Annotated in this window: 23 protein-coding genes and 2 tRNA genes; all 25 read left to right on the forward strand. The window is 66.4% G+C overall.

Annotation, left to right across the window (positions count from 1 at the left end):
* Window positions 1-34 precede the first annotated feature (34 nt).
* The 25 genes from EMB92_RS00335 (at window position 35) to purH (ending at window position 25,830) form a co-directional block, all read left to right on the forward strand.
* A complete protein-coding gene (locus EMB92_RS00335) occupies window positions 35-913 on the forward strand; it encodes a DUF3710 domain-containing protein (protein WP_043164268.1) in 879 nt (292 codons plus the stop codon).
* Between the two features lie 51 nt (window positions 914-964).
* Window positions 965-1,678 (forward strand): DUF3159 domain-containing protein, encoded by a 714-nt coding sequence (locus tag EMB92_RS00340; RefSeq protein ID WP_043164266.1) that lies wholly within the window; start codon window positions 965-967, stop codon window positions 1,676-1,678.
* Between the two features lie 24 nt (window positions 1,679-1,702).
* Window positions 1,703-2,968 carry a class I SAM-dependent RNA methyltransferase gene (locus tag EMB92_RS00345; protein WP_043164264.1) on the forward strand — a complete coding sequence of 422 codons (1,266 nt, stop codon included), beginning with the start codon at window positions 1,703-1,705 and terminating at the stop codon, window positions 2,966-2,968.
* Window positions 2,965-3,531, forward strand: a complete 567-nt coding sequence (locus EMB92_RS00350; protein ID WP_052118984.1) for a type 1 periplasmic-binding domain-containing protein — start codon at window positions 2,965-2,967, stop codon at window positions 3,529-3,531. The genes EMB92_RS00345 and EMB92_RS00350 overlap by 4 nt, the downstream gene beginning before the upstream one ends.
* A 100-nt stretch (window positions 3,532-3,631) precedes the next feature.
* A complete protein-coding gene (locus EMB92_RS00355; RefSeq protein ID WP_052119002.1) occupies window positions 3,632-6,157 on the forward strand; it encodes a cation-translocating P-type ATPase in 2,526 nt (841 codons plus the stop codon).
* Window positions 6,158-6,278: 121 nt separating this feature from the next.
* The gene (gene acnA, locus EMB92_RS00360) at window positions 6,279-8,996 is read left to right on the forward strand and encodes an aconitate hydratase AcnA (RefSeq protein ID WP_043164263.1); all 2,718 of its coding nucleotides are present in this window, start codon (window positions 6,279-6,281) and stop codon (window positions 8,994-8,996) included.
* A gap of 123 nt (window positions 8,997-9,119) precedes the next feature.
* Entirely contained in the window at window positions 9,120-10,082 is a 963-nt protein-coding gene (gene holA, locus EMB92_RS00365) for a DNA polymerase III subunit delta (RefSeq protein WP_043164402.1), read from the forward strand.
* Window positions 10,083-10,125: 43 nt separating this feature from the next.
* Window positions 10,126-10,707, forward strand: coding sequence for a tRNA (adenosine(37)-N6)-threonylcarbamoyltransferase complex ATPase subunit type 1 TsaE (gene tsaE / locus EMB92_RS00370; RefSeq protein WP_043164261.1), 582 nt, complete (start codon window positions 10,126-10,128; stop codon window positions 10,705-10,707).
* A 61-nt stretch (window positions 10,708-10,768) separates the two neighbouring features.
* On the forward strand, window positions 10,769-11,617 hold the full coding sequence (gene tsaB, locus EMB92_RS00375; protein ID WP_052118983.1) for a tRNA (adenosine(37)-N6)-threonylcarbamoyltransferase complex dimerization subunit type 1 TsaB: 849 nt from the start codon (window positions 10,769-10,771) through the stop codon (window positions 11,615-11,617).
* Complete coding sequence (gene rimI / locus EMB92_RS00380; RefSeq protein ID WP_081887397.1) at window positions 11,614-12,207, forward strand: ribosomal protein S18-alanine N-acetyltransferase; 594 nt, start codon at window positions 11,614-11,616, stop codon at window positions 12,205-12,207. The genes tsaB and rimI overlap by 4 nt, the downstream gene beginning before the upstream one ends.
* Window positions 12,204-13,247 carry a tRNA (adenosine(37)-N6)-threonylcarbamoyltransferase complex transferase subunit TsaD gene (tsaD, locus tag EMB92_RS00385; RefSeq protein ID WP_043164259.1) on the forward strand — a complete coding sequence of 348 codons (1,044 nt, stop codon included), beginning with the start codon at window positions 12,204-12,206 and terminating at the stop codon, window positions 13,245-13,247. The genes rimI and tsaD overlap by 4 nt, the downstream gene beginning before the upstream one ends.
* A 98-nt stretch (window positions 13,248-13,345) precedes the next feature.
* Window positions 13,346-13,418: transfer RNA gene (locus tag EMB92_RS00390), tRNA-Asn, on the forward strand.
* 45 nt (window positions 13,419-13,463) lie between these two features.
* Window positions 13,464-13,536 (forward strand) — tRNA-Asn (locus EMB92_RS00395).
* Window positions 13,537-13,696: 160 nt separating this feature from the next.
* On the forward strand, window positions 13,697-13,885 hold the full coding sequence (locus EMB92_RS00400; protein ID WP_043164256.1) for a hypothetical protein: 189 nt from the start codon (window positions 13,697-13,699) through the stop codon (window positions 13,883-13,885).
* A 200-nt stretch (window positions 13,886-14,085) separates the two neighbouring features.
* A complete protein-coding gene (gene thrS, locus EMB92_RS00405; RefSeq protein ID WP_107043202.1) occupies window positions 14,086-16,128 on the forward strand; it encodes a threonine--tRNA ligase in 2,043 nt (680 codons plus the stop codon).
* Window positions 16,129-16,278: 150 nt separating this feature from the next.
* Entirely contained in the window at window positions 16,279-17,034 is a 756-nt protein-coding gene (locus EMB92_RS00410) for a YebC/PmpR family DNA-binding transcriptional regulator (RefSeq protein WP_043164253.1), read from the forward strand.
* 6 nt (window positions 17,035-17,040) lie between these two features.
* Window positions 17,041-17,625, forward strand: coding sequence for a crossover junction endodeoxyribonuclease RuvC (gene ruvC / locus EMB92_RS00415; RefSeq protein ID WP_043164250.1), 585 nt, complete (start codon window positions 17,041-17,043; stop codon window positions 17,623-17,625).
* 81 nt (window positions 17,626-17,706) lie between these two features.
* Window positions 17,707-18,330 carry a Holliday junction branch migration protein RuvA gene (gene ruvA, locus EMB92_RS00420; protein WP_043164248.1) on the forward strand — a complete coding sequence of 208 codons (624 nt, stop codon included), beginning with the start codon at window positions 17,707-17,709 and terminating at the stop codon, window positions 18,328-18,330.
* A gap of 9 nt (window positions 18,331-18,339) precedes the next feature.
* Window positions 18,340-19,440: a Holliday junction branch migration DNA helicase RuvB gene (gene ruvB, locus EMB92_RS00425; RefSeq protein WP_150393406.1), complete on the forward strand. Its 1,101-nt coding sequence runs from the start codon at window positions 18,340-18,342 to the stop codon at window positions 19,438-19,440.
* 68 nt (window positions 19,441-19,508) lie between these two features.
* A complete protein-coding gene (locus tag EMB92_RS00430; protein WP_043164242.1) occupies window positions 19,509-19,964 on the forward strand; it encodes a preprotein translocase subunit YajC in 456 nt (151 codons plus the stop codon).
* A gap of 2 nt (window positions 19,965-19,966) precedes the next feature.
* Complete coding sequence (locus tag EMB92_RS00435) at window positions 19,967-20,548, forward strand: adenine phosphoribosyltransferase (protein ID WP_043164396.1); 582 nt, start codon at window positions 19,967-19,969, stop codon at window positions 20,546-20,548.
* 93 nt (window positions 20,549-20,641) lie between these two features.
* Complete coding sequence (sucC, locus tag EMB92_RS00440; protein ID WP_043164240.1) at window positions 20,642-21,844, forward strand: ADP-forming succinate--CoA ligase subunit beta; 1,203 nt, start codon at window positions 20,642-20,644, stop codon at window positions 21,842-21,844.
* Window positions 21,844-22,767 (forward strand): succinate--CoA ligase subunit alpha, encoded by a 924-nt coding sequence (gene sucD / locus EMB92_RS00445; protein ID WP_043164237.1) that lies wholly within the window; start codon window positions 21,844-21,846, stop codon window positions 22,765-22,767. Before sucC ends, sucD begins: the two co-directional genes overlap by 1 nt.
* The gene (locus EMB92_RS00450; RefSeq protein WP_052118982.1) at window positions 22,764-24,251 is read left to right on the forward strand and encodes a cell division protein PerM; all 1,488 of its coding nucleotides are present in this window, start codon (window positions 22,764-22,766) and stop codon (window positions 24,249-24,251) included. Before sucD ends, EMB92_RS00450 begins: the two co-directional genes overlap by 4 nt.
* The gene (gene purH, locus EMB92_RS00455; RefSeq protein WP_043164235.1) at window positions 24,199-25,830 is read left to right on the forward strand and encodes a bifunctional phosphoribosylaminoimidazolecarboxamide formyltransferase/IMP cyclohydrolase; all 1,632 of its coding nucleotides are present in this window, start codon (window positions 24,199-24,201) and stop codon (window positions 25,828-25,830) included. Before EMB92_RS00450 ends, purH begins: the two co-directional genes overlap by 53 nt.
* Window positions 25,831-25,837: the final 7 nt, after the last annotated feature.

Consider the following 25,837-nt stretch of genomic DNA (forward strand, 5'->3'; position numbering starts at 1 on the left):
AATCGTCAGACACGACACTGTGAAATGAGGAACCATGGGACTGTTCGGATTCGGCAAGAAGAAGGATAAGGCGGAGAAGAAGGCCGCCGAGACCGAGGACGAGGACGCCAAGGCCGCTGCCGCCGCCAACGCCGCCGCCAAGGCCGACAGCGAAACCGCCGAGAAGACCGCCGCAGAGGCGCTGCCCGAGGCCAGCGAGGAGTATGTGGGACGCGGCGAGGACCGCGGCCCGTGGGACGTCAACGACGAGGACGTGCCCGACTACGACGACTATCTCGACCTCGGCGCCTACTACCTGCCGTTCATGCAGAACATCGAGCTGAGAATCAAGGCCAACCGCGCCACGCGCGCCATCCTCGGCTCCACCATCACCTACCAGCACTCCAGCCTCGAGATCGAGGCGTACGCCGCGCCGAAGACGCTCGGCCTGTGGGAGGACTGGAGGAGCGACTTCCTCGAGGCCAACAAGAACGCCTCCGCCGACAAGGGCGTGTTCGGCACCGAGATCAAGCTGCCCGTCGCGGTCAAGGCCGGCAGGACCGTCATCACCCGCATCGTCGGCGTCGACGGCCCGCGCTGGATGCTGCGCGGCATCTTCTCCGGCGTGGCCGCCACCGACCCGGACGCCGAGGAGACCAAGGCCTTGAACGAGTTCTTCTCCAAGATCGTCGTCGAACGCGGCGAGGAGCCGCTCGCCCCGCGCGACCTCATCCCGATGCATCCGCCGGTCAGCCCGGCCGAGCGCAAGGCCGCCAAGGAGGCCGCCGAGAACGCCGACGGCGCCGAGGCGCAGAACGGCAAGGAGCATCTCAAGGACGTTCCCACCCGTCCGAACGGACCGCTGAGCCAGGACCAGCAGACGGAGGTCAAGACCACGCTCTCGCGCGGCCCCATGTTCTCCGAAGTCCGCTGAGGCCGCCTCCGAATCCACCCAAGGTCATGCAAGGAAGGAATCGTCACGGATTTGGCCGTACCGAACGCTGAACAGAAGAAACGCACCGGACTGGGCGCCCTCGCCTCGGCCGGCGCGGATGAGGACTTCTCCGTCATCGACGCGATCGGCGGGCCGCGCGGCGTCATCGAATCGATGCTGCCGGGCGTGCTGTTCGTCGTCATGTTCGTGGCGACGAACAACCTCAACCTGACCGTCGCCGTCTCCGCGGCGCTGGCCGTGATCCAGGTCATCGTCCGTCTCCTCCAACGCCAGTCGGTGATGGGCGCGCTGAGCGGTCTCATCGCCGTCGGCATCTGCCTGATCTGGGCGTGGAAAAGCCATGAGGCCCGCAACTACTACATGTTCGGGTTCCTCACCAACACCGGGTACGCGGCGCTGCTCGCCATCTCGCTGGCCGCGCGCGTGCCCGGTCTCGGCCTCGTCATCGAATTCATCCGACAGCTGCCCACTGAACGATTCGGAGCATGGTTCCACGACTGGATGGACGACAAGCCGCTCAAACGCGCGTACATGATCATCACCGCCCTGTGGATGGGGCTGTTCCTGGCGCGACTGGCGGTGCAGGTGCCGTTGTATCTGACCGATCACGTGGCGGCGCTGGGCGTGGCGCGCCTGATCATGGGCATCCCGTTCTGGGCGCTCGCCATCTGGGTGAGCTATCTCATCATCGCTACCCCTCTGCACCGCCACAAGGCCGCCGCCAAGGCCAAAGCCGATAACTGAAGTCACAACCTGTAAAAGGAATCCATGGAAGCTGAAGTCCGCATCGAACGATACGCCGATCAGGGCCGTTGCGTGGCCCACATCGACGGCCGCGTCGTCTTCGTCCGCTTCGCCCTACCCGGCGAGCTCGTACGCATCGTGCTCGACGAGCCGCACGACCGGGACGAACGGTTCTGGACCGCGGAGGTCGTCGAGGTCATCGAGGCGAGCGAGGACCGTGTCAGCCCCGCATGGCCGCTCGCCGGACCGCTCGCCATGGGCGGCGGCGTCGGCGGCGCGGATCTCGTCCACGTCTCCCTGCCCGGGCAGCTTCGATGGAAGGCCGTGACCGTCAGCGAGCAGATGAGCCGCCTCGGCCATGTCGACGTCACCGTGCCGATCGAACGCATGGACGGTGATGAGGCGCTCGGCGGACTGCACTGGCGAACCCGCATCGAGATGATCGCCGACGACGAGGGACGCCCGTCGATGCGCCGGCGCGGATCCCATACGCGCGTGCCCATCGACACGATGCCGCTCGCCACGAACGGCCTGCTCGACGTGGCGGCCGCCACCGGCGTGTGGGACGGCGGATTCACGCCCGGTGCGCAGATCCGCCTGTCCGTGCCCGAACCGCGCACCGACGCGCCGCGCGGCGACAACTACGCCGTCCTCGTCGACGGCGATCTCACCCACGGCAGCCCAACGCTCAGCGAACAGGTCACCGTCGCCGGCATCACCTTCACGTACGAGGTCGACGCCAACGGCTTCTGGCAGATCCACCGCCAGGCGCCCGTAGGACTGGCGAACCACGTCATCGACCTGACCCGCGGCGAGCTCGATGGCGCGGACTGCGCCGTCATCTGGGACCTCTACTCCGGCTCCGGCCTGTTCACCCTGCCACTGGCGACGCTCACCACCGACCGCACGCGCGTGTTCAGCGTCGAAGGCGGACGTACCGCCGTCAAGAGCCAGCAGCGCAACCTGCGCGCACTGGGCCTCAACGACGTGGACGCCCGCTGCGGCGACGTCGCGAGGACCCTCGCGCACGTGCCCGCGAACTTCGCCCGCCCCGACGTGGTCGTCCTCGACCCGCCGCGCGCCGGCGCCCATGCCAAGGTCTGCCGTCAGATCGCCGAGGCCGGACCGCGATCCGTCATCTACATCGCCTGCGATCCGACCAGCCTCGCGCGCGACACCGGCACGCTGACTTCGCTCGGCTACACGCTCGCCGACATCCGCGCCTACGACATCTACCCGATGACCCACCACGTCGAGACCGTGGCCCTGTTCCGCAAGGACGAGGCGTGATCGCGCGGCGTCTTGCCGGACTTGTGACCTGCGCCGCCGCGTGCCTCGCACTGACCGCCTGCACGCCGGCCGGCAAGGCCGTCGGCGACACGCAGACCAAGCAACCCGAGGTTGCGCACGTCGGCATCCAACGCAACGAGGCGAGGATCGCGCTCGTCGGATCGCCGACGGCCGCCGCGGACGAGCCGGTCCTCGACGCGATGGGCGACGTCGACATCCAGACCGTCTACGTCTCCGCGAAGGATGCCAAGGATCCCGATGCCGTGATGCGTCAGGGCGTGCGCGACATGGTCGACCGCGTCGTCAACCTCATCGTCGTCTCCGACCTTGATGTCTCGGCCGACGCCTTAGGCTGGGACGCCGCGCTCGGCTCCGCACGCGAGGCCGGCATCCCCGTCGCCCTGCTCAACCCGGTCCACGCCCCCGACGACGCCACGCTCTACGCCGCGACCCTCGTCCTCAACGACCGCGCCGCCGACGCCGTGAGAATCGACGACGCGATGATGACGGTGCTCAACGACGAGCCGCACGAGCGTCAGATCGTCGTCACCACACTTCGGTGATAGTGGTCTGTCCGGGAGGAGGTAAGGAACGTGGTTGCATCGTATCCACCGATCCGACCTCAAGGGGCAGCAAACAAGTAAGGTAAGCAGCATGAGCGAAATGCCGAAGATCGATGAGACCGGCCTGACCGGCGACGAGGTGGCGCAGCGGGTGGCGGCGGGGGCCGTCAACCGGGTGAGGGACTCGACGTCGCGGTCGGTCAAGGACATCGTGCGCGCGAACGTGTTCACGCTGTTCAACGGGATCATCCTCGCCGCGATGATCATGGTCCTCGCCACCGGATCGTGGAAGGACGCGGTCTTCGGCTTCGTGATCATCATCAACACGGGCATCGGCATCGTCACCGAGCTGAAGGCGAAGCGCACGCTCGACAGGCTCTCCATCCTCGTCGCCTCCGACTATCTCGTGCACCGTGACGGGCGGGACGTCGAGATCGCGCACGACGGGATCGTCATGGACGACCTCCTGTGGATCCGATCCGGCGAGCAGGTGCCCGCCGACGCCGAAATCATCTCCAGCTGGGGGCTGGAGGTCGACGAGTCGATGCTGACCGGCGAATCGCGCACCGTGCGCAAGAAGCCGGGCGACGACGTGTATTCCGGGTCCACGGCCGTGTCGGGACTGGCGCTCGTGAAGGTCACCGCGGTGGGGGAGCACTCCTATGCGGCGACGCTCACCGCGAAGGCCAAGGTGTACCGCAAGACCGTGTCCGACCTCAACAAGGGCATCAACACGATCCTCAAGTTCATGACGTTCCTCGTGGTGCCGCTGTGCGTGCTGCTCATCCTCTCGCAGCTGCGTGCCGTCGGCGGATGGTCCGAGGCACTTGCCACCGGCCAGTGGCGCCAGGCGGTGGTCTCCGCGGTCGCCGGCGTCGTCGGCATGATCCCCGAGGGACTCGTGCTGCTCACCTCGCTCAACTTCGCGGTCGCCGCGATGCGGCTCGCACGCCACGAGACCCTCGTCCAGGAACTCGAATCGGTGGAGACGCTGGCTCGCGTCGACTGCCTGAACCTCGACAAGACCGGCACGATCACCGACGGCGGCATCGCCTTCGAGCAAATCGTCATGCTGGGTGGTGTGAACGGGAACGGGAACGAGTCCGGAAACGACACCGAACGCGAGGCCGCGCAGGCGCTGTACGACCTCGCGAACGAGGAGCAGCCCAACGCCACCGGTCGGGCCGTGCTCGCTGGGCTGAGGGAGCGCGGCTACGGGCCCGGCGAGGTCGCCCGTCGCGTGCCGTTCTCGTCGGCGCGCAAGTGGAGCGCCATCGTGCGCGCCGGTGCCGGGAACGACAGCGGCAGCACCGCCGGGCATGCGGCGCAGACCTGGTACATGGGCGCGCCCGAGGTGGTCCTTGCCGGCCTCGACGACGAAGGTGCGGCCCACGCCGCGATCCTCGAACAGGTCAACACGTACGCCGGCCAGGGCAGCCGCGTGCTGCTCATCGCCCGCGCGCACGAAACCGGCGTGAACGCCGAGACCGCACGGTCCGACGCCGACGAACCCACGCTTGACCCGCACGCCGAGCCGGTCGCGCTCGTCCTGTGCTCCGAACGCATCCGCCCGGATGCCGAGAGGACCCTCGCATGGTTCCGCGAACAGGGCGTGCGATGCCGCATCATCTCCGGAGACAGCCCCGTCACCGTCGGTGCCATCGCCCGCAGGGTCAGGCTGACGGGAGAGCGCGAACCCGTGACGCTGGACGCGCGCGAACTACCCGACGATCCGACCGAACTCGGCCGCCTCATCGAGGACATCGACGTGATCGGCCGCGTGCTGCCCGACCAGAAGAAGCTCATCGTCGACGCGCTTCACGAGCGCGACTACACGGTCGCGATGACCGGCGACGGCGTCAACGACGCGCTCGCCATCAAGCAGGCCGATCTCGGCATCGCTATGGGCAACGCGGCGCCCGCCACCAAGGCCGTCGCGCAGGTCGTGCTCGTCGACTCGAAGTTCAGTCATCTGCCCGACGTGGTCGCCCGCGGCCGGCAGGTCATGGCCAACATGGAACGCGTCGCCGGACTCTTCCTCGTCAAGACCGTCTACTCGGCGCTGATCTCCCTCGGCGTGGTACTCACGCAGATCCCGTACCCGTATCTGCCACGGCACATCACCTACATCGGCGCGCTCACGATCGGCGTGCCCGCGTTCATCCTCGCCCTCGCGCCGAACACGAGGAAGTACATTCCGGGCTTCCTCAGCCGCGTCGTGCGCTTCGCGCTGCCGGGCGGCATCGCCACCGGCCTGTCCGTGCTCATCACCGCATGGACGCTGCCCGCGATCATGGGCTGGAACGTGACCGACGCCGCCGACCTCGCACGTCTGCGCGCCACCGAGGCGATCATCCTGTTCGTCATGGGCGTGTTCGTGCTCGCCCGCGTTGCCCGCCCGCTCACCGGTTGGCGCGGCCTCATGGTCCTCGTCTTCGCCGCGGCCGGCGTGATCGGCATGCTCATCCCGTTCGTCGCACGGTTCTTCGCCCTCATCATCCCCACCGGATCCACGCTCGTCGCCACGCTGATCGCCCTGATCGGATCCGCGTTCATCTTCGCGATCTGCCTGTTCGCCGTGCCGGCGGCCACCCACGCGATCCTCGAACGCCGGCTCCACCGCTAGGGCGAAGCGCGAATTGTCTCACCTTTCAAGCCGACACGCCAGAGGAAAAGTAACGTACCCGTACCATTCGAAGTGGATAATCAACGGCAAACAGCAGCCGACCAATGATTTCGGAGGAAGTATGTCCGTACGTGACGACCAGCTGTCGACCCTACAGGTCGGCGGCAAGGACTTCGACTATTACAACATCGCCGATCTGAAGGGGATCGACCACCTGCCCTACTCGCTCAAGGTGCTGGTGGAGAACCTCGTGCGCAACATCGACGGCGCCAACATCACCGACGAGCACGTGCGCGCACTGCTCGACTGGGATCCGAACGCCCAGCCCAGCCACGAGATCCAGTTCACCCCCTCGCGAGTCGTCATGCAGGACTTCACCGGCGTGCCGTGCATCGTCGACCTCGCCACCATGCGCGACGCGGTCAAGGACCTCGGCGGCGACCCCGAGGTCATCAACCCGCAGGTCCAGTCCGACATGGTCATCGACCACTCCGTGCAGATCGACAAGTACGCGCTCGCCGACGCCGTCGAGCAGAACATGGACATCGAATACCAGCGCAACGGCGAACGCTACCAGTTCCTGCGCTGGGGTCAGCAGGCGTTCCGCAACTTCCGCGTCGTGCCGCCGGGAACCGGCATCATCCACCAGGTCAACATCGAATACCTTGCCAAGGTCATCATGACCAAGTCGGCCGAGGCCTCCGGACTGGGCGACGGCCGCGAGCTTGCCTACCTCGACTCCTGCGTCGGCACCGACTCGCACACCACCACCGAAAACGGCCTCGGCGTGCTCGGCTGGGGCGTCGGCGGCATCGAGGCCGAGGCCGCCATGCTCGGCCAGCCGATCTCCATGCTCGTGCCGCGCGTCGTCGGCTTCAAGCTCACCGGATCCATCCCCGAGGGCGTCACCGCCACCGACGTGGTCCTGACCATCACCGACATGCTGCGCCAGCACGGCGTGGTCGGCAAGTTCGTCGAGTTCTACGGCGAGGGCATCGCCTCCGTGCCGCTCGCCAACCGCGCCACCATCGGCAACATGAGCCCCGAGTTCGGCTCCACCTGCGGCATCTTCCCGATCGACGACGTGACCCTCGACTACCTGCGCCTGACCGGCCGCTCCGAGAGCCAGGTCGCGCTCGTCGAGGCCTACGCCAAGGCCAACAAGCTGTGGGGCGACGCCAAGGACCCGAACTACGTCGAACCCGAATACTCCGAATACATGGAGCTCGACCTGGGCGACGTCGTGCCGTCCATCGCCGGCCCGAAGCGCCCGCAGGACCGCATCAAGCTGTCCGAATCGAAGCAGGTGTTCGAGGACACGCTGCCCGCGTACGAGACCGACAGGACCGTCAAGGAGTCCGTGCCCGTCTCCACGTCCTTCCGCGGCGACTTCGACCTCGACAACGGTGACGTGGCCATCGCCTCCATCACCTCGTGCACCAACACGTCCAACCCGTCCGTGATGATCGCCGCCGGCCTCATCGCCCGCAACGCGCACGCCAAGGGCCTCGCCCCGAAGCCCTGGGTCAAGACCTCGCTCGCCCCGGGATCCCAGGTCGTCGCCGACTACCTCAAGGCCGCCGGCCTGCAGGACGACCTCGACGCGCTCGGCTACCAGCTCGTCGGCTTCGGCTGCGCCACCTGCATCGGCAACTCCGGCCCGCTGCTGCCCGAGATCTCCCAGGCCATCAACGCCAACGATCTGACCGTCACCGCCGTGCTGAGCGGCAACCGCAACTTCGAGGGCCGCATCAGCCCGGACGTCAAGATGAACTACCTCGCCTCGCCGCCGCTCGTCATCGCGTACGCGCTCGCCGGCACGATGGACTTCGACTTCGAGTCCCAGCCGCTCGGCCAGGACAAGGACGGCAACGACGTGTACCTCAAGGACATCTGGCCGACCAACGAGGAGGTCGCCGCCGTGGTCAACGGCACCGTCAGCCGCGAGATGTTCCTCAAGGACTACGCCTCCGTGTTCGAGGGCGACCGCCGCTGGAAGGGCCTCGACGTGCCCGAGGGCGAACTGTTCGCGTGGGATCCGAAGTCCACGTACGTGCGCCGTCAGACGTTCTTCGACGGCATGAAGTCCACGCCGGATCCGGTCCAGAACATCCACGGCGCCCGCGTGCTCGCCCTGCTCGGCGACTCCGTGACCACCGATCACATCTCTCCGGCCGGCGCGTTCAAGGCGTCCAGCCCGGCGGGCAAGTACCTGACCGAGCGCGGCGTCGAACCGCGCAACTTCAACTCCTACGGCTCGCGTCGAGGCAACCACGAGATCATGGTGCGCGGCACGTTCGGCAACATCCGCCTGCGCAACCAGCTGCTCGCCTCCGTGGGCGAGGAGGTCACGCCCGGCGGCTTCACCTACGACTTCACCACCGGCAAGCCGTCGACGATCTTCGACGCCTCCCTGAACTACAAGGCCGCGGGCACGCCGCTCGTGGTCCTCGCCGGCAAGGAGTACGGCACCGGCTCCTCGCGCGACTGGGCCGCCAAGGGCACGCTGATGCTCGGCGTGAAGGCCGTCATCACCGAAAGCTTCGAGCGCATCCACCGCTCCAACCTGATCGGCATGGGCGTGCTCCCGCTGCAGTTCCCCGAAGGCGAGTCGTACACGTCGCTCGGCCTTGACGGCACCGAGACCTACGACATCGCCGGCATCGACGAGCTCAACACGGGCGTCACCCCGAAGACGGTGCACGTCACCTCCACGCACAAGGACGGTTCGACCACCGAGTTCGACGCGGTCGTGCGCATCGACACCCCCGGTGAGGCCGACTACTACCGCAACGGCGGCATCCTGCAGTACGTGCTGAGGAACCTCATGCGCAAGTGATTGCCGCATTCGCCGCGCAAGTCATGACGGGCCGTGGCCGATCGGAGCATTCCGCTGCGATCGGCCATGGCCCGTCCCGTCTTTCCGCGCCCGTTGTCCAACGGGTGTGGGGTGATGGAGATCATGGCAACAAAGGCAGGAGACGCGCTCGTGCGCGTGGTGTTCGGCGGAGACGCCTACCTCAACGCGCGTACCGCACGCGAACTATGCGATGAGGCGCTCAAGACCCGACCGGATGCGGACCTCATCGAGATCGACGCGGCGTCGGCCGACCGGTACGCCTTCGACGAGGCGGTGAGCCCCTCGCTCCTGGCCGAAACCGCGGTCGTGCGGGTGGACAATCTGCAATCCGCCGACGAGAAGCTCGGCGAGGCGATCCTCGCCTATCTCAGGGAGTCGGCGGACGATCCGAACGCGAGCCGCGTCATCTGCCGCCACGAGGGAGGACAGAAGGGCAGGCGTCTGGTCGACCAGCTGGTGCGTGCCGGAGCGGCGAAGGACGAGGTGCCCGACCTGAAGAAGCCGGAGGCGAAGCTCAACTTCGTCCTGTCCCGCTTCGAACGGCTTGGCCGACGCGTCGAACCGCTCGCCGCCCAGCAGCTCGTCGACGTGCTCGGCGATCGCACCGGGGAACTCGATGCGATGTGCGGACAGCTGTGTTTCGACTTCGACGACGATCCGATCGGATTGGACCGCGTCAACCAGTATCTGACCGACAATCCGCAGGTCACCGGATTCGCCGTCGCCGACGCGGCGCTGGCCGGCCGCACCGCCGACGCGATCGTCATGATGCGTTCGGCCGTCGAACAGGGCACGGCTCCGATCGCGCTGATCGGCGCGCTTGCGGCGAAGCTGCGCACCGTGGCCAAGGCGTCGGCCGTCAAGACCGGTGCGATCTCCGCGGCCGAGGCCGGCATGCCAAGCTGGATGCTGCAGAAGGTCCGTCTGGGCGGATGGACGTCGCAGGGACTGGCCGCCTGCATACGGATGCTCGCATGGGCCGACGAGCAGAGCAAGACCAGCGGCGGCGATCCGATGTACGCGCTCGAGCGCAGCATCGAGACGATCGCGACGAAGGGACGATAGAACGACCGATGGGACGGCCGATAGAACGATGAAGGAGGACGAAATGACCAACGGGAACGGAACCATCCGCATCGAAGTGCCCACCGGCGAGGACATGCACGCATTGGGCCGCCGCATCGCGGGGAAGGTCCGCGGCGGCGACGTGCTGCTCCTGTCCGGACCGCTGGGCGCCGGCAAGACGACGTTCGCACAGGGATTCGGCGAGGGTCTCGGCATCGGCGAGCCGATCGTCTCGCCCACGTTCACCATCGCCCGCGAACTCGACGGACGATTCGCCGACGGCGGCCCCGCCCATCTGGTGCACGTCGACGCCTACCGTCTCGGCGGCGCCGACTACGCGCCCGGCCAGGCGGCCGTCGATCGGCTCCTCGACGAGCTCGAATCGCTGGGACTCGACGAGGAGCTGGAGGACACCGACGACGACACCGTCATCCTCATGGAATGGGGCGAGCAGATGGTCGCGGCGCTCGCCCCCGAACGTCTGGAGATCCACATCGCCCGCCCGCTGGACGATACCGACGACGGGACGGCCGCCTACGGGCCGGACGGCGAACTCACCGGCGACGGCACGCGTATCGTCACGCTCGTGCCCGTCGGCCCCCGCTGGGCCGACTTCACGCTGTGACGTACGCGCCGCGGCCGGGTGTACACTCGCTAGAGGCTTTTTCCGATCATAGGGAGGTTTCATGGGCTGCACACTGGTGATCGACACGTCATACGGTTCGACCGTGGGCGTCGTGGGGCATGAGCCGATCATCGAAACCGATTCGCGCACCCATGTCGAACGGCTCCAGCCCAACATCGCCCGTGCGGTCGGCGAGGCGGGACTGAACCCCGCCGACATCGACACCGTCATCGTGGGTACCGGTCCCGCACCGTTCACCGGCCTGCGCGCCGGCATCGTCGCCGCCAAGGCCATCGCATTCGCCACCGGCGCCACGCTCATCGGGCAGAACATCCTCGACGTGCAGGGCGAGATGATGGCGGCCGAATCCGCGCAATCCTCGCAATCCGCACAGGAGCTGGATCGTCACGTCACCCTATGCGTCAACGACGCGCGACGCAAGCAGCTGTACTTCTGCCTCAACCACGGATCCATCAGCCTGCCCGACTTCCAGGCGGCGGACAGGCGCTGGATCGCCATGGACATCGACTACCCCGAACGCATCGTCGAACGCGTCAACGCGGCCGTGACCGAGCATGCCGAACGCGACGGCGTCGACTACATCGTCGACGTGGCCGGACACGGCGCCGCCAAATACGCCGCCGCATGGCAGGGGATCGAGCGTCTCGGCGACGTGACCGACCGGTCCGTGCTGGACCTCGGCGCCAGAGGACTCGACATATTCGCCGCGACCGCAACGGGCCGCACCGCGCGCGGCGACGCGCAGCCGCCCGTCGAACCGCTCTATCTGCGCCGACCCGACGCCGAGATCCCCGCGCCGTTGAAGCACGTGCTCGGCCACGAGAGTGCCACGCGCGCGGATGGGGTCAAGACCGGAATCGGGGCCGAAACGGCAGGTCCGCAAGCATGACGCAGCCGACGCAATCGATACAGCCGACGCAGGCCGGACTGTCCGGCCTGCGCATCACGCCCATCGACGAACTCGACCGTGACGTCGTCGTCGGTGCCGTCGCGCGACTCGAACGCGAACTGTTCGGCCGCGGCGCATGGAGCGAGAACATGGTGCGCGAGGAGCTGGACGCCCCCGCCCGCACCTACTACGTCTGCGTGGACGACACCTCCGCCATCGTCGGATACGCGGGCTTCTGGTACGACGGCGACGACGCGGAGCTCATGACCATCGGCGTCTCGGGCGCATACCAGCGTCGAGGCATCGCCGCGAAGCTGCTGGCCACGCTCATCGACGAGGCGCGCGGCCAGGGCGCCGCACGCATGCTGCTCGAAGTGCGCGTCGACAACGACCCCGCACTCGCGCTCTACGAACGATTCGGCTTCACGCGCATGGGACTGCGCAAACGCTACTACCAGCCCGGCAACATCGACGCGTACACCATGGCTCTGGACCTCGCCCCACGAGTGATCGGATTCGCGGACTCCGGGACGGGCAGCGGCAGGCAACAGGGCAAGGAACACAAGGAACGGGAGGAAGACAAACGATGAGCGAACCCATCGTGCTCGGCATCGAATCGACCTGCGACGAAACGGCGGCCGCCATCGTCCAAGGACGCACGCTGCTGTCCAACGTGGTCGCCTCCTCGATGGAGGAACACGCGCGATACGGCGGCGTCATCCCCGAAATCGCCTCGCGCGCGCACGCCGAGGCGTTCGTGCCATGCGTATCCAAGGCGCTCGCCGACGCCGGTCTGGAACTGTCCGATGTGGATGCGATCGCCGTATCCGCCGGCCCCGGTCTCGCCGGATGCCTCGCCGTGGGCGTCTCCGGCGCGAAGGCCCTCGCATGGTCCGCGAACAAGCCGATCTACGGCATCAACCACGTGATCGGACACATCGCGGTCACGCAGCTGCAGTTCGGCCCGTTCCCCGACGACACGCTCGCCCTGATCGTCTCCGGCGGGCACACGTCGCTGCTCCACGTCGAGGACGTGGCGCGCCGCATCGACGTGGTCGGCACGACGCTCGACGACGCGGCGGGGGAGTGCTTCGACAAGGTCGCCCGCCTGCTGGGCTTCCCCTACCCGGGAGGCCCGCATATCGACCGTCACGCCCAGCAGGGCGACCCGCACGCCATCAAGGTGCCGCAGGGCCTGACCCAAGGGCAGGCCGGCGCAAGGCACCCCTACGACTTCAGCTTCTCCGGCGTCAAGACCGCCGTGGCCCGCTGGGTGGAAGGGGAGCAGGCCGCAGGCCGCGAGATCCCCGTCGACGACGTGTGCGCCTCGCTCGCCGATTCGGTGGCCACGGTTCTGGCGAGAAAGGCGATGCGCGGCTGCCGCCAGTACGATTCGAAGACGCTGATCGTCGGCGGCGGATTCTCCGCGAACTCGCAGCTGCGCGCGAAGCTGCTGGAATTCGGACGCAGCAACGGCATCGAGGTGCGCATCCCCGAACTGAAGCTGTGCACCGACAACGGTGCGATGGTCGCCATGCTCGGCGTGAACCTCGTCGAGGCGGGCGTCAGGCCCAGCGCCCCCGATTTCCCCATCGACTCCGCAATGCCCCTGACCAGGGTCTCGATGTAGATGTGTTCGATGTAGACACGCCGAATTTGACGTTTCCACTGGCCTCACGGTAAAGTACACGTCTTGTGCGAACGGGAGAGATCCTGTGAGCAAGCCATTCCTGCGTAGCTCAGTTGGCAGAGCATCCGACTGTTAATCGGACGGTCGCTGGTTCAAGCCCAGCCGCAGGAGCTACTTCGGTCGAGCCGAGAGGCTCGGGTGGAGAAAACTGAATATTCCTGCGTAGCTCAGTTGGCAGAGCATCCGACTGTTAATCGGACGGTCGCTGGTTCAAGCCCAGCCGCAGGAGCCCAACAAGCCGTCGGCGCATCGCCGGCGGCTTTTCTGTGTGTTCGGATGCATCGGAGCCTTCGCCGCAACCTCTCCGCGTGTTCCGGACGGCGCGTCGCGCGTGTCGACGTTAGCATCGCAGATAACGAACAAGAGATTACGGCAAGGAGGCCGGGATCATGGACGTCAGGATCATGAGGATAGAGCGTGGCGTGTTCGCCGTGCTCCACGACGGAGCGGGAGCGGGCACGGTGCGCAAGCAGCGTTTCGGACTGAAGCGCATGTGGCTGGCCGACGGGGCCAACGGCGCGCAGGGCGTGTTCCCCTCGAAGAAGGTCGCAGCGCAATGGCTGGTGCAGCGCGCCTGAGCCGGCGATGAATCGACGATGAACCGATGATGAACCGGCCTCGAATGGGCCGTGAACCGTGTATGGCCGGTTTCATCAATCCGTTCGATACTCGAACGCGGCTTGCGCATGTCGCCGATCGTGCCTATCGTGTCCACTGTTGATCACACAGTCCAGGCCTGCCCATTAGTAACGCGGGCCCCGATAGCAAAGGACACATCATGGCGCAAAGCTCCATCTCCATCACAGTCAACGGCGAGGCGAAGGAGGTGGAAGCTACCACCACCGGCGTCGAGCTCTTCGCGGACGACAAGGACATCATCGCGGTGCGCCTGAACGGCGAACTGCGCGACCTGTACACCCCGCTCGCTGACGGCGACACGGTCGAATCCGTCACGCTCGACTCCGAGGACGGCCTCGGCATCATGCGTCACTCCGCGACGCACGTCATGGCCCAGGCCGTGCAGGAACTGTTCCCGAACGCCAAGCTCGGCGTCGGTCCGATCATCAAGGACGGCTTCTACTACGACTTCCAGGTCGACCAGCCCTTCACGCCGGACGATCTGAAGAACATCGAGAAGCACATGCAGCGCATCATCAAGTCCTCCCAGTCGTTCCGCCGCCGCGTGACGACCGAGGAGGAGGCGCTCGCGGAGGAGGCCGATCAGCCGTTCAAGATCGAGCTCATCAAGGACAAGGAGGCGCATCTCGACCCCTCCACGGCCACCGAGATCTCCGGCAAGGAGCTGAGCTTCTACGACAACGTCGACCGCGACGGCAACGTCGTGTGGAAGGACCTGTGCCGCGGACCGCACCTGCCGAACACCCGCTTCATCAAGGCGTTCAAGATCGAGCGCTCCGCCGCCGCCTACTGGCGTGGCAACGAGAAGAACCCGACCATGCAGCGCATCTACGGCACCGCATGGGCCACCAAGGAGGATCTCAAGGCCTACCAGACGCGTCTTGAGGAGGCCGCCAAGCGCGACCACCGCAAGCTCGGCGCCGAGATGGACCTGTTCTCCTTCCCGGAGGAGATCGGACCGGGCCTGGCCGTCTTCCACCCGAAGGGCGCGGCCGTCATCAACGCGATGGAGGACTACTCCCGCGAGATGCACCGCAAGTACCACTACAGCTTCGTGCAGACCCCGCACATCACCAAGGGCGGCCTGTACGAGACCTCCGGCCACCTGCACTGGTACAAGGACTCCATGTATCCGGCGATGCGCCTTGACGAGGAGCGCGACGCCGACGGCAACATCACCAAGCAGGGCTTCGACTACTACCTCAAGCCGATGAACTGCCCGATGCACAACCTCATCTTCAAGTCCCGCCAGCGCTCCTACAAGGAGCTGCCGCTGCGCCTGTTCGAGTTCGGCACCGTGTACCGCTACGAGAAGTCCGGCGAGGTCCATGGTCTGACCCGCGTGCGCGGCCTTACCCAGGACGACTCCCACATCTACTGCACCCGCGAGCAGATGAAGGGCGAGCTGACCAACCTGCTGACCTTCGTCCTGAAGGTCCTCAAGGACTTCGGCCTCAACGACTTCTACCTCGAGCTGTCCACCAAGGACGAGCACAAGTACGTCGGCAGCGACGAGATCTGGGAGGAGGCGACCAACACGCTCGCCGAGGTCGCCAAGGACTCCGGCCTGACCCTCGTGGCCGATCCGGGCGGCGCCGCGTTCTACGGCCCGAAGATCTCCGTGCAGGCCCGCGACGCGATCGGCCGCACCTGGCAGGTGTCGACCATCCAGCTCGACTTCAACCTGCCCGAGCGCTTCCAGCTCGAGTACATCGCGGCCGACGGCACCCACCAGCGTCCGGTGATGATCCACCGTGCGCTGTTCGGCTCCATCGAGCGCTTCTTCGCCGTGCTGCTTGAGCACTACGCCGGCGCGTTCCCGGCGTGGCTGGCCCCGGTGCAGGTGCTCGGCGTGCCGGTCGCGGACGAGTTCGCCCCGCACCTCGCCGGCTTCGTCAAGAGCCTCGAGGACGAGATGGTCCGCTGCGAGATCGACTACTCCGACGACCGCTTCGGCAAGAAGATCCGCAACGCCTCCAAGTCCAAGGCACCGTTCATCCTCATCGTCGGCGAGGAGGACATGAACAACAACGCGGTGAGCTTCCGCTTCCGCGACGGCAGCCAGCTCAACGGCGTGCCGGTCGACGAGGCGCGCGCGAAGATCCTCGAGGTCATCAAGAAGCGCGTCCAGGTCAACTCGGCCGACGACTTCAAGGCCGCGACCGAGGACACCGAGGAGTGAGACACTCCGAGCGGTTCTGATACGAGCCGCGGGGCGGTTCCCCGACCGGCTTCGTCCGATCGACGACATTGATCGGACGAAGCCGATTGTCGGCTAACCGCCCTACAATCGTTTCGTTTGTCCATTATCCGTCAACCTGCTAGGAGCATTATGTCAGGTCATTCCAAGTGGGCGACCACCAAGCACAAGAAGGCCGCCATCGACGCCAAGCGCGGCAAGCTCTTCGCCAAGCTCATCAAGAACATCGAGATCGCGGCCCGTATGGGCGGTGGCGATCCGGACGGCAACCCGTCCCTCTACGACGCCGTCTACAAGGCCAAGAAGGCCTCCATGCCGGCCGACAACATCAAGCGCGCCATCAAGCGTGGCTCCGGTGAGGAAGCCGGCGGCGCCAACTACGAGGACATCGTCTACGAGGGCTACGCCCCCGCCGGCGTCGGCCTCATCATCGAGTGCCTGACCGACAACCGCAACCGCGCGGCCGCCGAGGTCCGTTCCACCCTGACCAAGGGCAACGGCTCTCTGGCCACCTCCGGCTCCGTGTCCTTCAACTTCGAGCGCAAGGGCCAGATCGAGGTTCCGTCCGAGGGTGTCGACTTCGACGACCTGTTCGAGAAGGCCGGCGACGCCGGTGCCGAGGACGTCGTCGACGATGGCGACGTGTTCACCGTCGTGACCGACCCGTCCGACCTGCACACCGTCCGCAAGGCCCTGCAGGACGCCGGTTTCGACTACGATTCCGCTGATATCGTCATGCGCCCGAAGAACGAGGTCGAACTGACCCTCGACGATGCGCGCAAGGTCTCCAAGCTCATCGACAACCTCGATGATCTGGACGATGTGCAGAACATCTACTCCAACTGGACCGCCTCCGACGAGGTCATGGAACAGCTTGACGAGGAGTAATCCGAGGTGATCATCCTTGGCGTCGATCCCGGGCTCACACGCTGCGGGGTCGGCGTGATCGAAGCCGGCGCACACCGCCGGCTTTCGTTTATTCACGTCGACGTCGTGCGTTCGTCGCCCGATGTGTCGCAGGATCTGCGTCTGCTCTCCATCTACAACGGGCTGGTCGACAAGATCGAGACCTACGCTCCGGATGCCGTGTCGATCGAGCGCGTGTTCGCCCAGTCGAACCGCAACACCGTGCTCGGCACCGCGCAAGCCGCGGGACTGGCCATGCTCGCCGCAGCGCAGCGCAACATCCCGGTGGCGCTGCACACGCCGACCGAGGCGAAGCTCGCGATCACCGGCAACGGCCAGGCGCAGAAGATACAGGTCGAGCGCATGGTCACGCGCATCCTCAACCTCAACAGGATGCCCACGCCCGCCGACGCGGCCGATGCGCTCGCGCTGGCGATCTGCCACGCCCTGCGTCCCGCGGGCGCGCTGCAGGGCGGGGAGCGCGAGGAGCATCTGACGCCCGCGCAGCGGCAGTGGGCCGATGCCGCCAAGAAGGCGACGAAGCGCCATATCAACGCCGACCGCGGCATGTGATGTCTGTGCGATACCTGCATGTGATGCCCGCGTGCGATACCGTGTGATACACTGTCGAACAGTTGTTCGATAGGAGGTGTCGTGATCGGTTCGTTACGCGGCATGGTCGATGCGGTGGATGCCTCGGCCATGCTCATCGAGGTCGGGGGAGTCGGCTACGAGGTGCGCATGCCCTCGGCCGACCTCTCCCGCGTCCATGGCGGCATGGAGGCGAGGGTCTACACCTATCTCAACGTCTCGCAGGATGCGATCACGCTGTACGGGTTCCTCGAGCCCGCGGCGAAGCGCACGTTCCTGCAGCTGATCAAGGTTAACGGCATCGGACCGAAGGTGGCGCTGTCGCTGCTCTCGACGCTCAACCCCACCCAGCTCGCCCGCGCGATCGCCGACAACGACGCCGCAGCCCTGGCCAAGGCTCCCGGTCTCGGCAGGAAGGGCGCGCAGAAGATCATCCTCGAGCTCAAGGGGTCCATCGATCTGGAGGCTCTGGAGGAGAACGGCACCTCCGTGACGACCGCCGGAGTCGAGGACAAGGGTGCCGCACAGGTCATCGAGGGCCTCATGTCCCTTGGCTGGCGTGAACAGGACGCCGAATACGCGGTGCATGCCGCCTTGGAGGACAATGGCATCACCACGCCGATCGCAGAGACGGACGTGCCCAGAGTGCTGCGTCTGGCCCTCGCCTCGCTGGACAGAGGGCGGTGATAGACGGACATGAACGAACCGTACATCAGCGCCGAACTTGCCCAGCCGCAGGGCAACGAGAACATCGGGGCCAACGAGGAGTCGCTGCGCATGGTCTCCTCCCAGCCGCTCGGCAACGAACCGGTCAGCGACGAGGAGCTGCGCCCCCACGCCCTCGCCGGATTCATCGGCCAGCCCCGTCTCAAGGCCCAGCTCCAGCTGTTCCTCGACGCGGCGCGCAAGCGCGAGGTGCCGCCGGACCACATCCTGCTCGCCGGCCCTCCGGGCCTCGGCAAGACCACGTTGGCGATGATCGTCGCCAACGAGCTCGGTGTGCCGATCCGCATCACCTCCGGTCCCGCCATCCAGCACGCCGGCGACCTCGCTTCGATCCTGAGCTCGCTGGACGCGGGGGAGGTGCTGTTCGTCGACGAGGTGCACCGTCTGCCGCGTGCGGCCGAGGAGCTGCTGTACATCGCGATGGAGGACTTCCGCGTCGACGTGATGGTCGGCAAGGGGCCGGGCGCCTCGTCGATCCCGCTCACGCTGCCGTGCTTCACGATGATCGGCGCCACCACGCGCGAGGGCATGCTGCCCTCGCCGCTGCGCGCCCGATTCGGCTTCACCGCCCACCTCGACTTCTATCCGGTGGAGGAGTTGGAGAAGCTCGTCGAGCGTTCCTCCGGAGTGCTCGGCATCGTTCTGGACGAGGGATCATCCCACGAGCTCGCGCTGCGTTCCCGCGGCACGCCGCGTATCGCCAACCGTCTGCTGCGCCGCGTGCGCGACTGGGCGATCGTTCATGATCTGCCCTCCGTCGGCCCCGATGACGTCAGGGAGGCGCTGTCCCTCTACCAGATCGACGCCGAGGGTCTCGACCGGTTGGACATCGCGGTGCTCAACGCCATCGTCAGGAACTTCAACGGCGGTCCGGTGGGTCTCAACACCCTTGCGGCCATGGTCGGCGAGGAATCGGAGACCGTGGAGACCGTGTGCGAGCCGTATCTGGTGCGTGAGGGATTCCTCATCCGCACGCCCAAGGGCCGCGTCGCCACCGACAAGGCGTGGAGGCATCTCGGCATACGGCCGGATGCCGATGCGGACGGGAACGATGTCAGCAAGCTTTTCTAGACTTTATATTTTGGATTAGTCGTTATTCGGATTAGTCATTGTTTCCCGACCGGAAGGAAATCATCGTCATGGATTCCAGTTTTATCTTCATCATCGTGCTCGTCGTCGTCATGGGCGGCATGATGTGGTGGCAGCAGAAGAAGGCCAAGGAACAGCAGCAGAAGGTCAAGGACTTCCGCTCCAGCCTCCAGCCGGGTACCGAGATCATCACCATCGGCCAGATCATCGGCAAGGTCGTCTCCGTCGACGAGCAGTACGAGGAGGTCGTCATCGACTCCGAAGGCAGCAGGCTCCGCGTCGGCTTCAACGCGATCTCCCGCGAATACGTGCGCCCCGCCTACGTCTCCGATGACGAGGTCGACGAGAACGGCAACCCGATCGCCGAGAACGATGCCGCCGAGTCCGACGTCACGTCCGATGCCAAGTCCGACGTCGCCCAGGTGAACGTCGAGGACTCCGTCGCGGCGAACAACGCCGAGGCCGGCACGGACAACGCCGTGAACGCGGACAAGGAAGCCAAGTGATCATGGCCGACAGCGACATCGTCATCAAGGATCTCGCCAAGGTCGGTCAGAGCGACGCCGAGTACCTCGTCTCCCTGATCCGCTCCATTCCCGGCTTCCCGAAGGAAGGCATCATCTTCCGTGACTTCATGCCGGTGCTGGCCGACGCCAGAGGCCTCGACGTGCTGATGCACGCACTCGAGGCGGCCCTGCCGCTGCCGGCCGACGAGTTCGACTCCATCGCAGGCCTCGAATCGCGTGGCTTCCTGTTCGGCCCCGCTCTCGCCCATCATCTGGGCAAGGGGTTCATCGCCATCCGCAAGGCGGGTAAGCTTCCGCCCGAGACAATCGGCGAATCCTACGATCTGGAGTACGGCACCGCCAGCGTCGAGATCGAGACCGCGGCCGTCAAGCCCGGTGAGCGCGTGCTCATCGTCGATGACCTCATCGCCACCGGCGGCACCGCCAAGGCCGGTGCCGACCTCATCGAGAAGGCGGGCGGCACGATCGCGGGCTTCAGCTTCGTGATGGCGCTCGACGGGCTCGACGGGCTCGACAAGCTCGGCGAGGTCCCCGTCAGCACGCTCATCTCCATGCCGGCCTGAGTCGAGGCCGACGATCCGTGGGTCCGTCGTTTGGAAGGCAAACGGCGGACCCACGGGTAATCAATCGACAATCACACGCAACGGAAAAGAGCAATGGATCTTTACGAATATCAGGCGCGCGAACTGCTCGAGGAGCAGGGTATCCCCACGCCGAAGGCCATCTACGCACAGAACTCGCATGAGGTGGCCGAAGCCGCCGAACAGCTTGGATACCCCTGCGTCGTCAAGGCGCAGGTCAAGATCGGCCATCGCGGTCAGGCCGGAGGCGTCAAACTCGCCAAGACCCGCGACGAGGCCATTCTCGATTCCGAGGCCATCCTGCCGATGACCATCCACAAGCACAAGGTCAACGGCGTGCTCGTCGCCGAGGGCAAGAACATCCTTCACGAATACTACGTGTCCATCTCCGTGGACCGCACCTCGCGCGACTACGACGTCCTCGCCACCGCCAACGGAGGCACCGAGGTCGAGGAGATCGCCCGCGAGCACCCCGAATCGGTCAAGCGCCTGCACATCGAGGCGCTCGACGACTTCGATCTCGAGGCCGCCACCAGGATGGCCGAGAGCATCGGCTTCTACCACGCTGACGTCGATCAGGCGGCGCAGATCCTGCTCAAGATGTGGAAGTGCTTCAAGGAGAACGACGCCACGCTCGTCGAGATCAACCCGCTCGCCAAGATCGGCGATCCGGACGACGAGTCCTCGAAGAGCCTGTGCGCGCTTGACGCCAAGATCTCCCTCGACGACAACGCCGCGTTCCGTCACGACGGCTGGAAGCGCTTCGCCGATCCGATGGCCAACGACGAGTTCGAACGCCGCGCCAAGGAGCACGGCCTGCACTACGTGCATCTCAAGGGCCAGGTCGGCGTGATCGGCAACGGCGCGGGTCTCGTGATGAGCTCCCTCGACGCCGTCTCCGGCGCCGGCGAGGAACAGGGCACCGGCATCAAGCCGGCCAACTTCCTCGACATCGGCGGCGGCGCCTCGGCCGAGGTCATGGCCGCCAGCCTCGAGATCGTGCTGTCCGATCCGCAGGTCGAGTCGGTGTTCATCAACGTGTACGGCGGCATCACCTCCTGCGAGCAGGTCGCCAAGGGCATCCTCGAGGCGGTCGAGACGCTCGGCGGCACCAAGCCGATCGTCGTGCGCTTCGACGGCAACGCCGCTGCCGAGGGTCTCGCCCTCCTCGCCGAATCGAACACCCCGAACGTGCATGTCGCCCAGACCATGGAGGAGGCGGCAAGCGAGGCCGCACGCATCGCGGCCAACGCGCAGAAGACCAAGGAGACCAACTGATGGTGCTGTTCATTGAAGACGACGCTCCCGTCATCGTGCAGGGCATGACCGGTCATCAGGGCATGACCCACACCGCCCGCATGCTCAGGGCGGGCACCAACATCGTCGGCGGCGTCAACGCCCGCAAGGCGGGTCTTGACGTCACGTTCCCGGCCGCCAAGGACGGCCAGGACGCCACGATCCACGTGTACGGCTCCTGCGCCGAGGCTCGCGAGGCCACCAGTGCCACCGCATCCGTCGTGTTCGTGCCGCCGCGCTTCGCCAAGGACGCTGTGGTCGAGGCCATCGAGGCCGGCATCAAGCTCATCGTCGTCATCACCGAAGGCATTCCGGTCGCCGATTCCGCCTACTTCGTCGAGCTCGCGCTGCAGCACGGCGCACGCGTGGTTGGTCCCAACTGCCCCGGGCTCATGACCCTGGCCTCGTCCGAGCATACGCACGGCGTCAACCTCGGCATCATCCCCGACGGCATTGTCTCCCGCGGTCCGCTGGGTCTCGTCTCCAAGTCCGGCACGCTCACCTACCAGCTGATGGGGGAGCTGTCCGACATCGGCTTCACCGCGTGCCTCGGCGCCGGCGGCGATCCGATCGTCGGCACCACGCTGCTCGAGGCGCTGCAGGCCTTCGAGGCTGATCCGAACACGAAGGCCGTCATGATGATCGGCGAGATCGGCGGCAACGCCGAACAGGACGCCGCACAGTGGGCCGCCGAGCACATGACCAAGCCGGTCGTCGCCTACATCGCGGGCTTCACCGCCCCCGAAGGCAAGCAGATGGGCCACGCCGGCGCCATCGTCTCCGGCGGCAAGGGCACCGCAAAGGACAAGAAGGAAGCGCTTGAAGCCGTCGGCATCCGCGTCGGGCGCACGCCAGGCCAGGCCGCCGATATCATGCGTGAGGTGCTTGCGGGTCTCGATCAGTGAAACTGAAATCACGATATCTCGCCATCGTCATCAAGGGCGCCGTCGCCTCCCTCGGGGCGATGGCGCTTTATGCGATCTCGCTCGGCTGCTTCATCGCGCTGATGCTGCTGGTCATCTCGATGGAGGAGGGCGGCGAGAACCTGCCCACATCCGCCGTTCCGCTGACCCAGGCCGTCATCCTGCTCAGCCAGGGCGTAGGGTTTTCCCTCGGCACGGTACGCGTCGGCATCACGCCCCTGCTCCTGACCATCCTGCTGGTTGCGCTCATCGCGCAATGCGCGCGCAAGGCGGGGGGAAACATCATCAACTGGGCGGTGGGTCTCGGCATATGGATCGTGCTCGACCTCATGTGCGCCAACGGCACGTCCATCGAACTCGAGGATCCGCCGCTGACCATCATCGCCAAGGCCGCGGCGATCTGGACGGTCGGATACCTGCTGGGCGCGCTGCCGGGCTCGCGGCTCATGTCCGACGCGCGTACCGCGTTCAGGGAACGTGTCGGCGCGCGGGCCTACGACGCCGTGGCGCTTGCACTGCTGCTCGTCACCGTCATGTTCATCGTGGCATGCGTCGCCGGACTTGTCGTCGTGATCGTATGGATCGTACGCGACTGGCAGGGCATGGCGCTCCTGTTCGACATGGACGGCATGGAGAACGGCTCGCGCATCCTCACCACGATCGCCTCGTGCGCGTGGCTGCCCAACCTCATGGTCTGGGCGTTCTCGTGGCTGCTGGGTGCCGGATTCCACATCGGCGATCTCGGCGTCTTCACCATGTGGGCGGGACAGTCCGCGGGGCTGCCGCCGCTGCCGGTATTCGGCCTGATGCCGGAAGGGGTGGGCGACGACCGCATCCGTCTGATCCTGCAATGCGTCATCCCCGCCGTCTACGCGGTCCTCACCCTGCTCGCCATGCTGCTGCCCGGCCCGATGAAGATCAGGCCGGTCGCGTTCGGCGACGCCGACGGGCTGAAGCGTCTGATCGTCACGATGCTGTGCCATGCCGGCGTGCTCGTCGCCGTGGCCGCGGCCACGATCGGACTGTCGGCCGCAGGTTTCGCGCTGTCGAACGGCCCGCTCGGCCACCAGCGGCTCGCCCATGTGGGCGTCGACGTCGTCCCCTCGACGGCGGCGGTGGCCCGCGCGCTCGGATTCGGGCTGACGAGCGCATGGCTCGTCGTCACCGTAGTGTTGGCGGCCGTCTACGGGATACACTGGATTGTCGAGCATCACGCCGACCATTCGCCGCGCACGGAACATGTCGAGCGGACGTCCGACGGGGATCCGGGCCGTGTGCAGCCCGTCAGGGCCGCCGACGAGCGTCGTGCCGTCCGCGTGGCCGAAGGCAAGGCGGGCAAGACACCGAAGGCCGGCAGAGTCGTGCGTTCGGCGCAAAACGTGAAGCGTGAACAACCATCAAAGGAGGAACACGATGACAACAACCAATCGTCCGATCAGGAGGGCGCTGGTCTCCGTCTTCCATAAGGAAGGCATCGAAGTGCTCGCCGAGGCCTTCATCAAGGCCGGCGTAGAGGTCGTATCCACCGGTTCGACCGCCAAGCGTCTGGCCGAGCTGGGTGTGCCCGTCACCGAAGTGAGCGAAGTCACCGGGTTCCCCGAGTGCCTCGACGGCCGCGTCAAGACCCTCGACCCGCACATCCACGCCGGCATCCTCGCCGACATGACCAACCCGGACCACGCCGCCCAGCTGGAGAAGTTCGGCATCAAGCCGTTCGATCTGGTCGTCGTGAACCTGTACCCGTTCGCCGACACCGTGCGCTCCGGCGCCGATGAGGCCGCCACCATCGAGAAGATCGACATCGGCGGCCCGTCCATGGTGCGCGGCGCCGCGAAGAACAGCGCCACCGTCGCGATCATCACCGATCCGGCCGACTACGCGCTGGTCGCCGAGCGCATCTCGAACGGCGAGGGCTTCTCCCTCGAGGAGCGCCGCTGGCTGGCCGGCAAGGCGTTCGCCCACACCGCCGCCTACGACGCGACGATCAACGAGTGGACCGCCAAGCACTGGCCCAAGCCCGCCACCATCGTCGAAACCGATCACGACGACGAGGACCATCCGGTCAACGACGCCAAGTTCCCGGCCGCATTCACCCGCACCTGGGATCGTGCGCACACACTGCGCTACGGCGAGAACTCCCACCAGCAGGCCGCCCTGTACCTCGATCCGCTGGACCGCAACGGCTTCGCGCACGCCGAGCAGCTCGGCGGCAAGCCGATGAGCTACAACAACTACGTCGACGCCGACGCCGCATGGCGCGCAGTGTGGGATATGGCGCCGTCCATCGCGGTCGCCGTGGTCAAGCACAACAACCCGTGCGGTCTCGCCATCGGAGCCACCGCGGCCGAGGCCCACAGGAAGGCCCACGCCTGTGATCCGGTGAGCGCCTACGGCGGCGTCATCGCGTGCAACAGCACCGTCACCCTTGAAATGGCCGAAAGCGTGCGTCCGATCTTCACCGAGGTCATCGTCGCCCCGGCCTACGAGCCCGAGGCGCTGGAGCTGCTCCAGACCAAGAAGAAGAACCTGCGCATCCTCAAGGTGGCCGAGCCGCCGAAGGGCCACACGCAGTTCCGTCAGATCGACGGCGGCCTGCTCGTGCAGGACATGGACCTCATCAACGCCACCGGCGACGATCCGGACGCGTGGAAGCTCGTCTCCGGCGAACCCGCCGACGAGGCCACGCTGAAGGATCTCGTGTTCGCTTGGCGCGCCATCCGCTGCGTCAAGTCCAACGCCATCCTGCTTGCGCACGATCAGGCCACGGTCGGTATCGGCATGGGTCAGGTCAACCGCGTGGACTCCTGCCATCTGGCCGTCGAGCGTGCGAACACGCTGGCGGACGGCGCCGACCGCGCCACCGGTTCCGTGGCCGCCTCCGACGCGTTCTTCCCGTTCGCCGACGGTGCCGAGACCCTGATGGACGCCGGCGTCAAGGCCATCGTCCAGCCGGGTGGTTCCATCCGCGACGAGGAGGTCATCGAGGCCGCGAAGAAGGCCGGCGTGACGATGTACCTGACCGGAACCCGTCACTTCTTCCACTGATCGAGCG

Origin of the sequence: Bifidobacterium callitrichos (assembly GCF_008698085.1) — a bacterium.
Taxonomy (GTDB): domain Bacteria; phylum Actinomycetota; class Actinomycetes; order Actinomycetales; family Bifidobacteriaceae; genus Bifidobacterium; species Bifidobacterium callitrichos.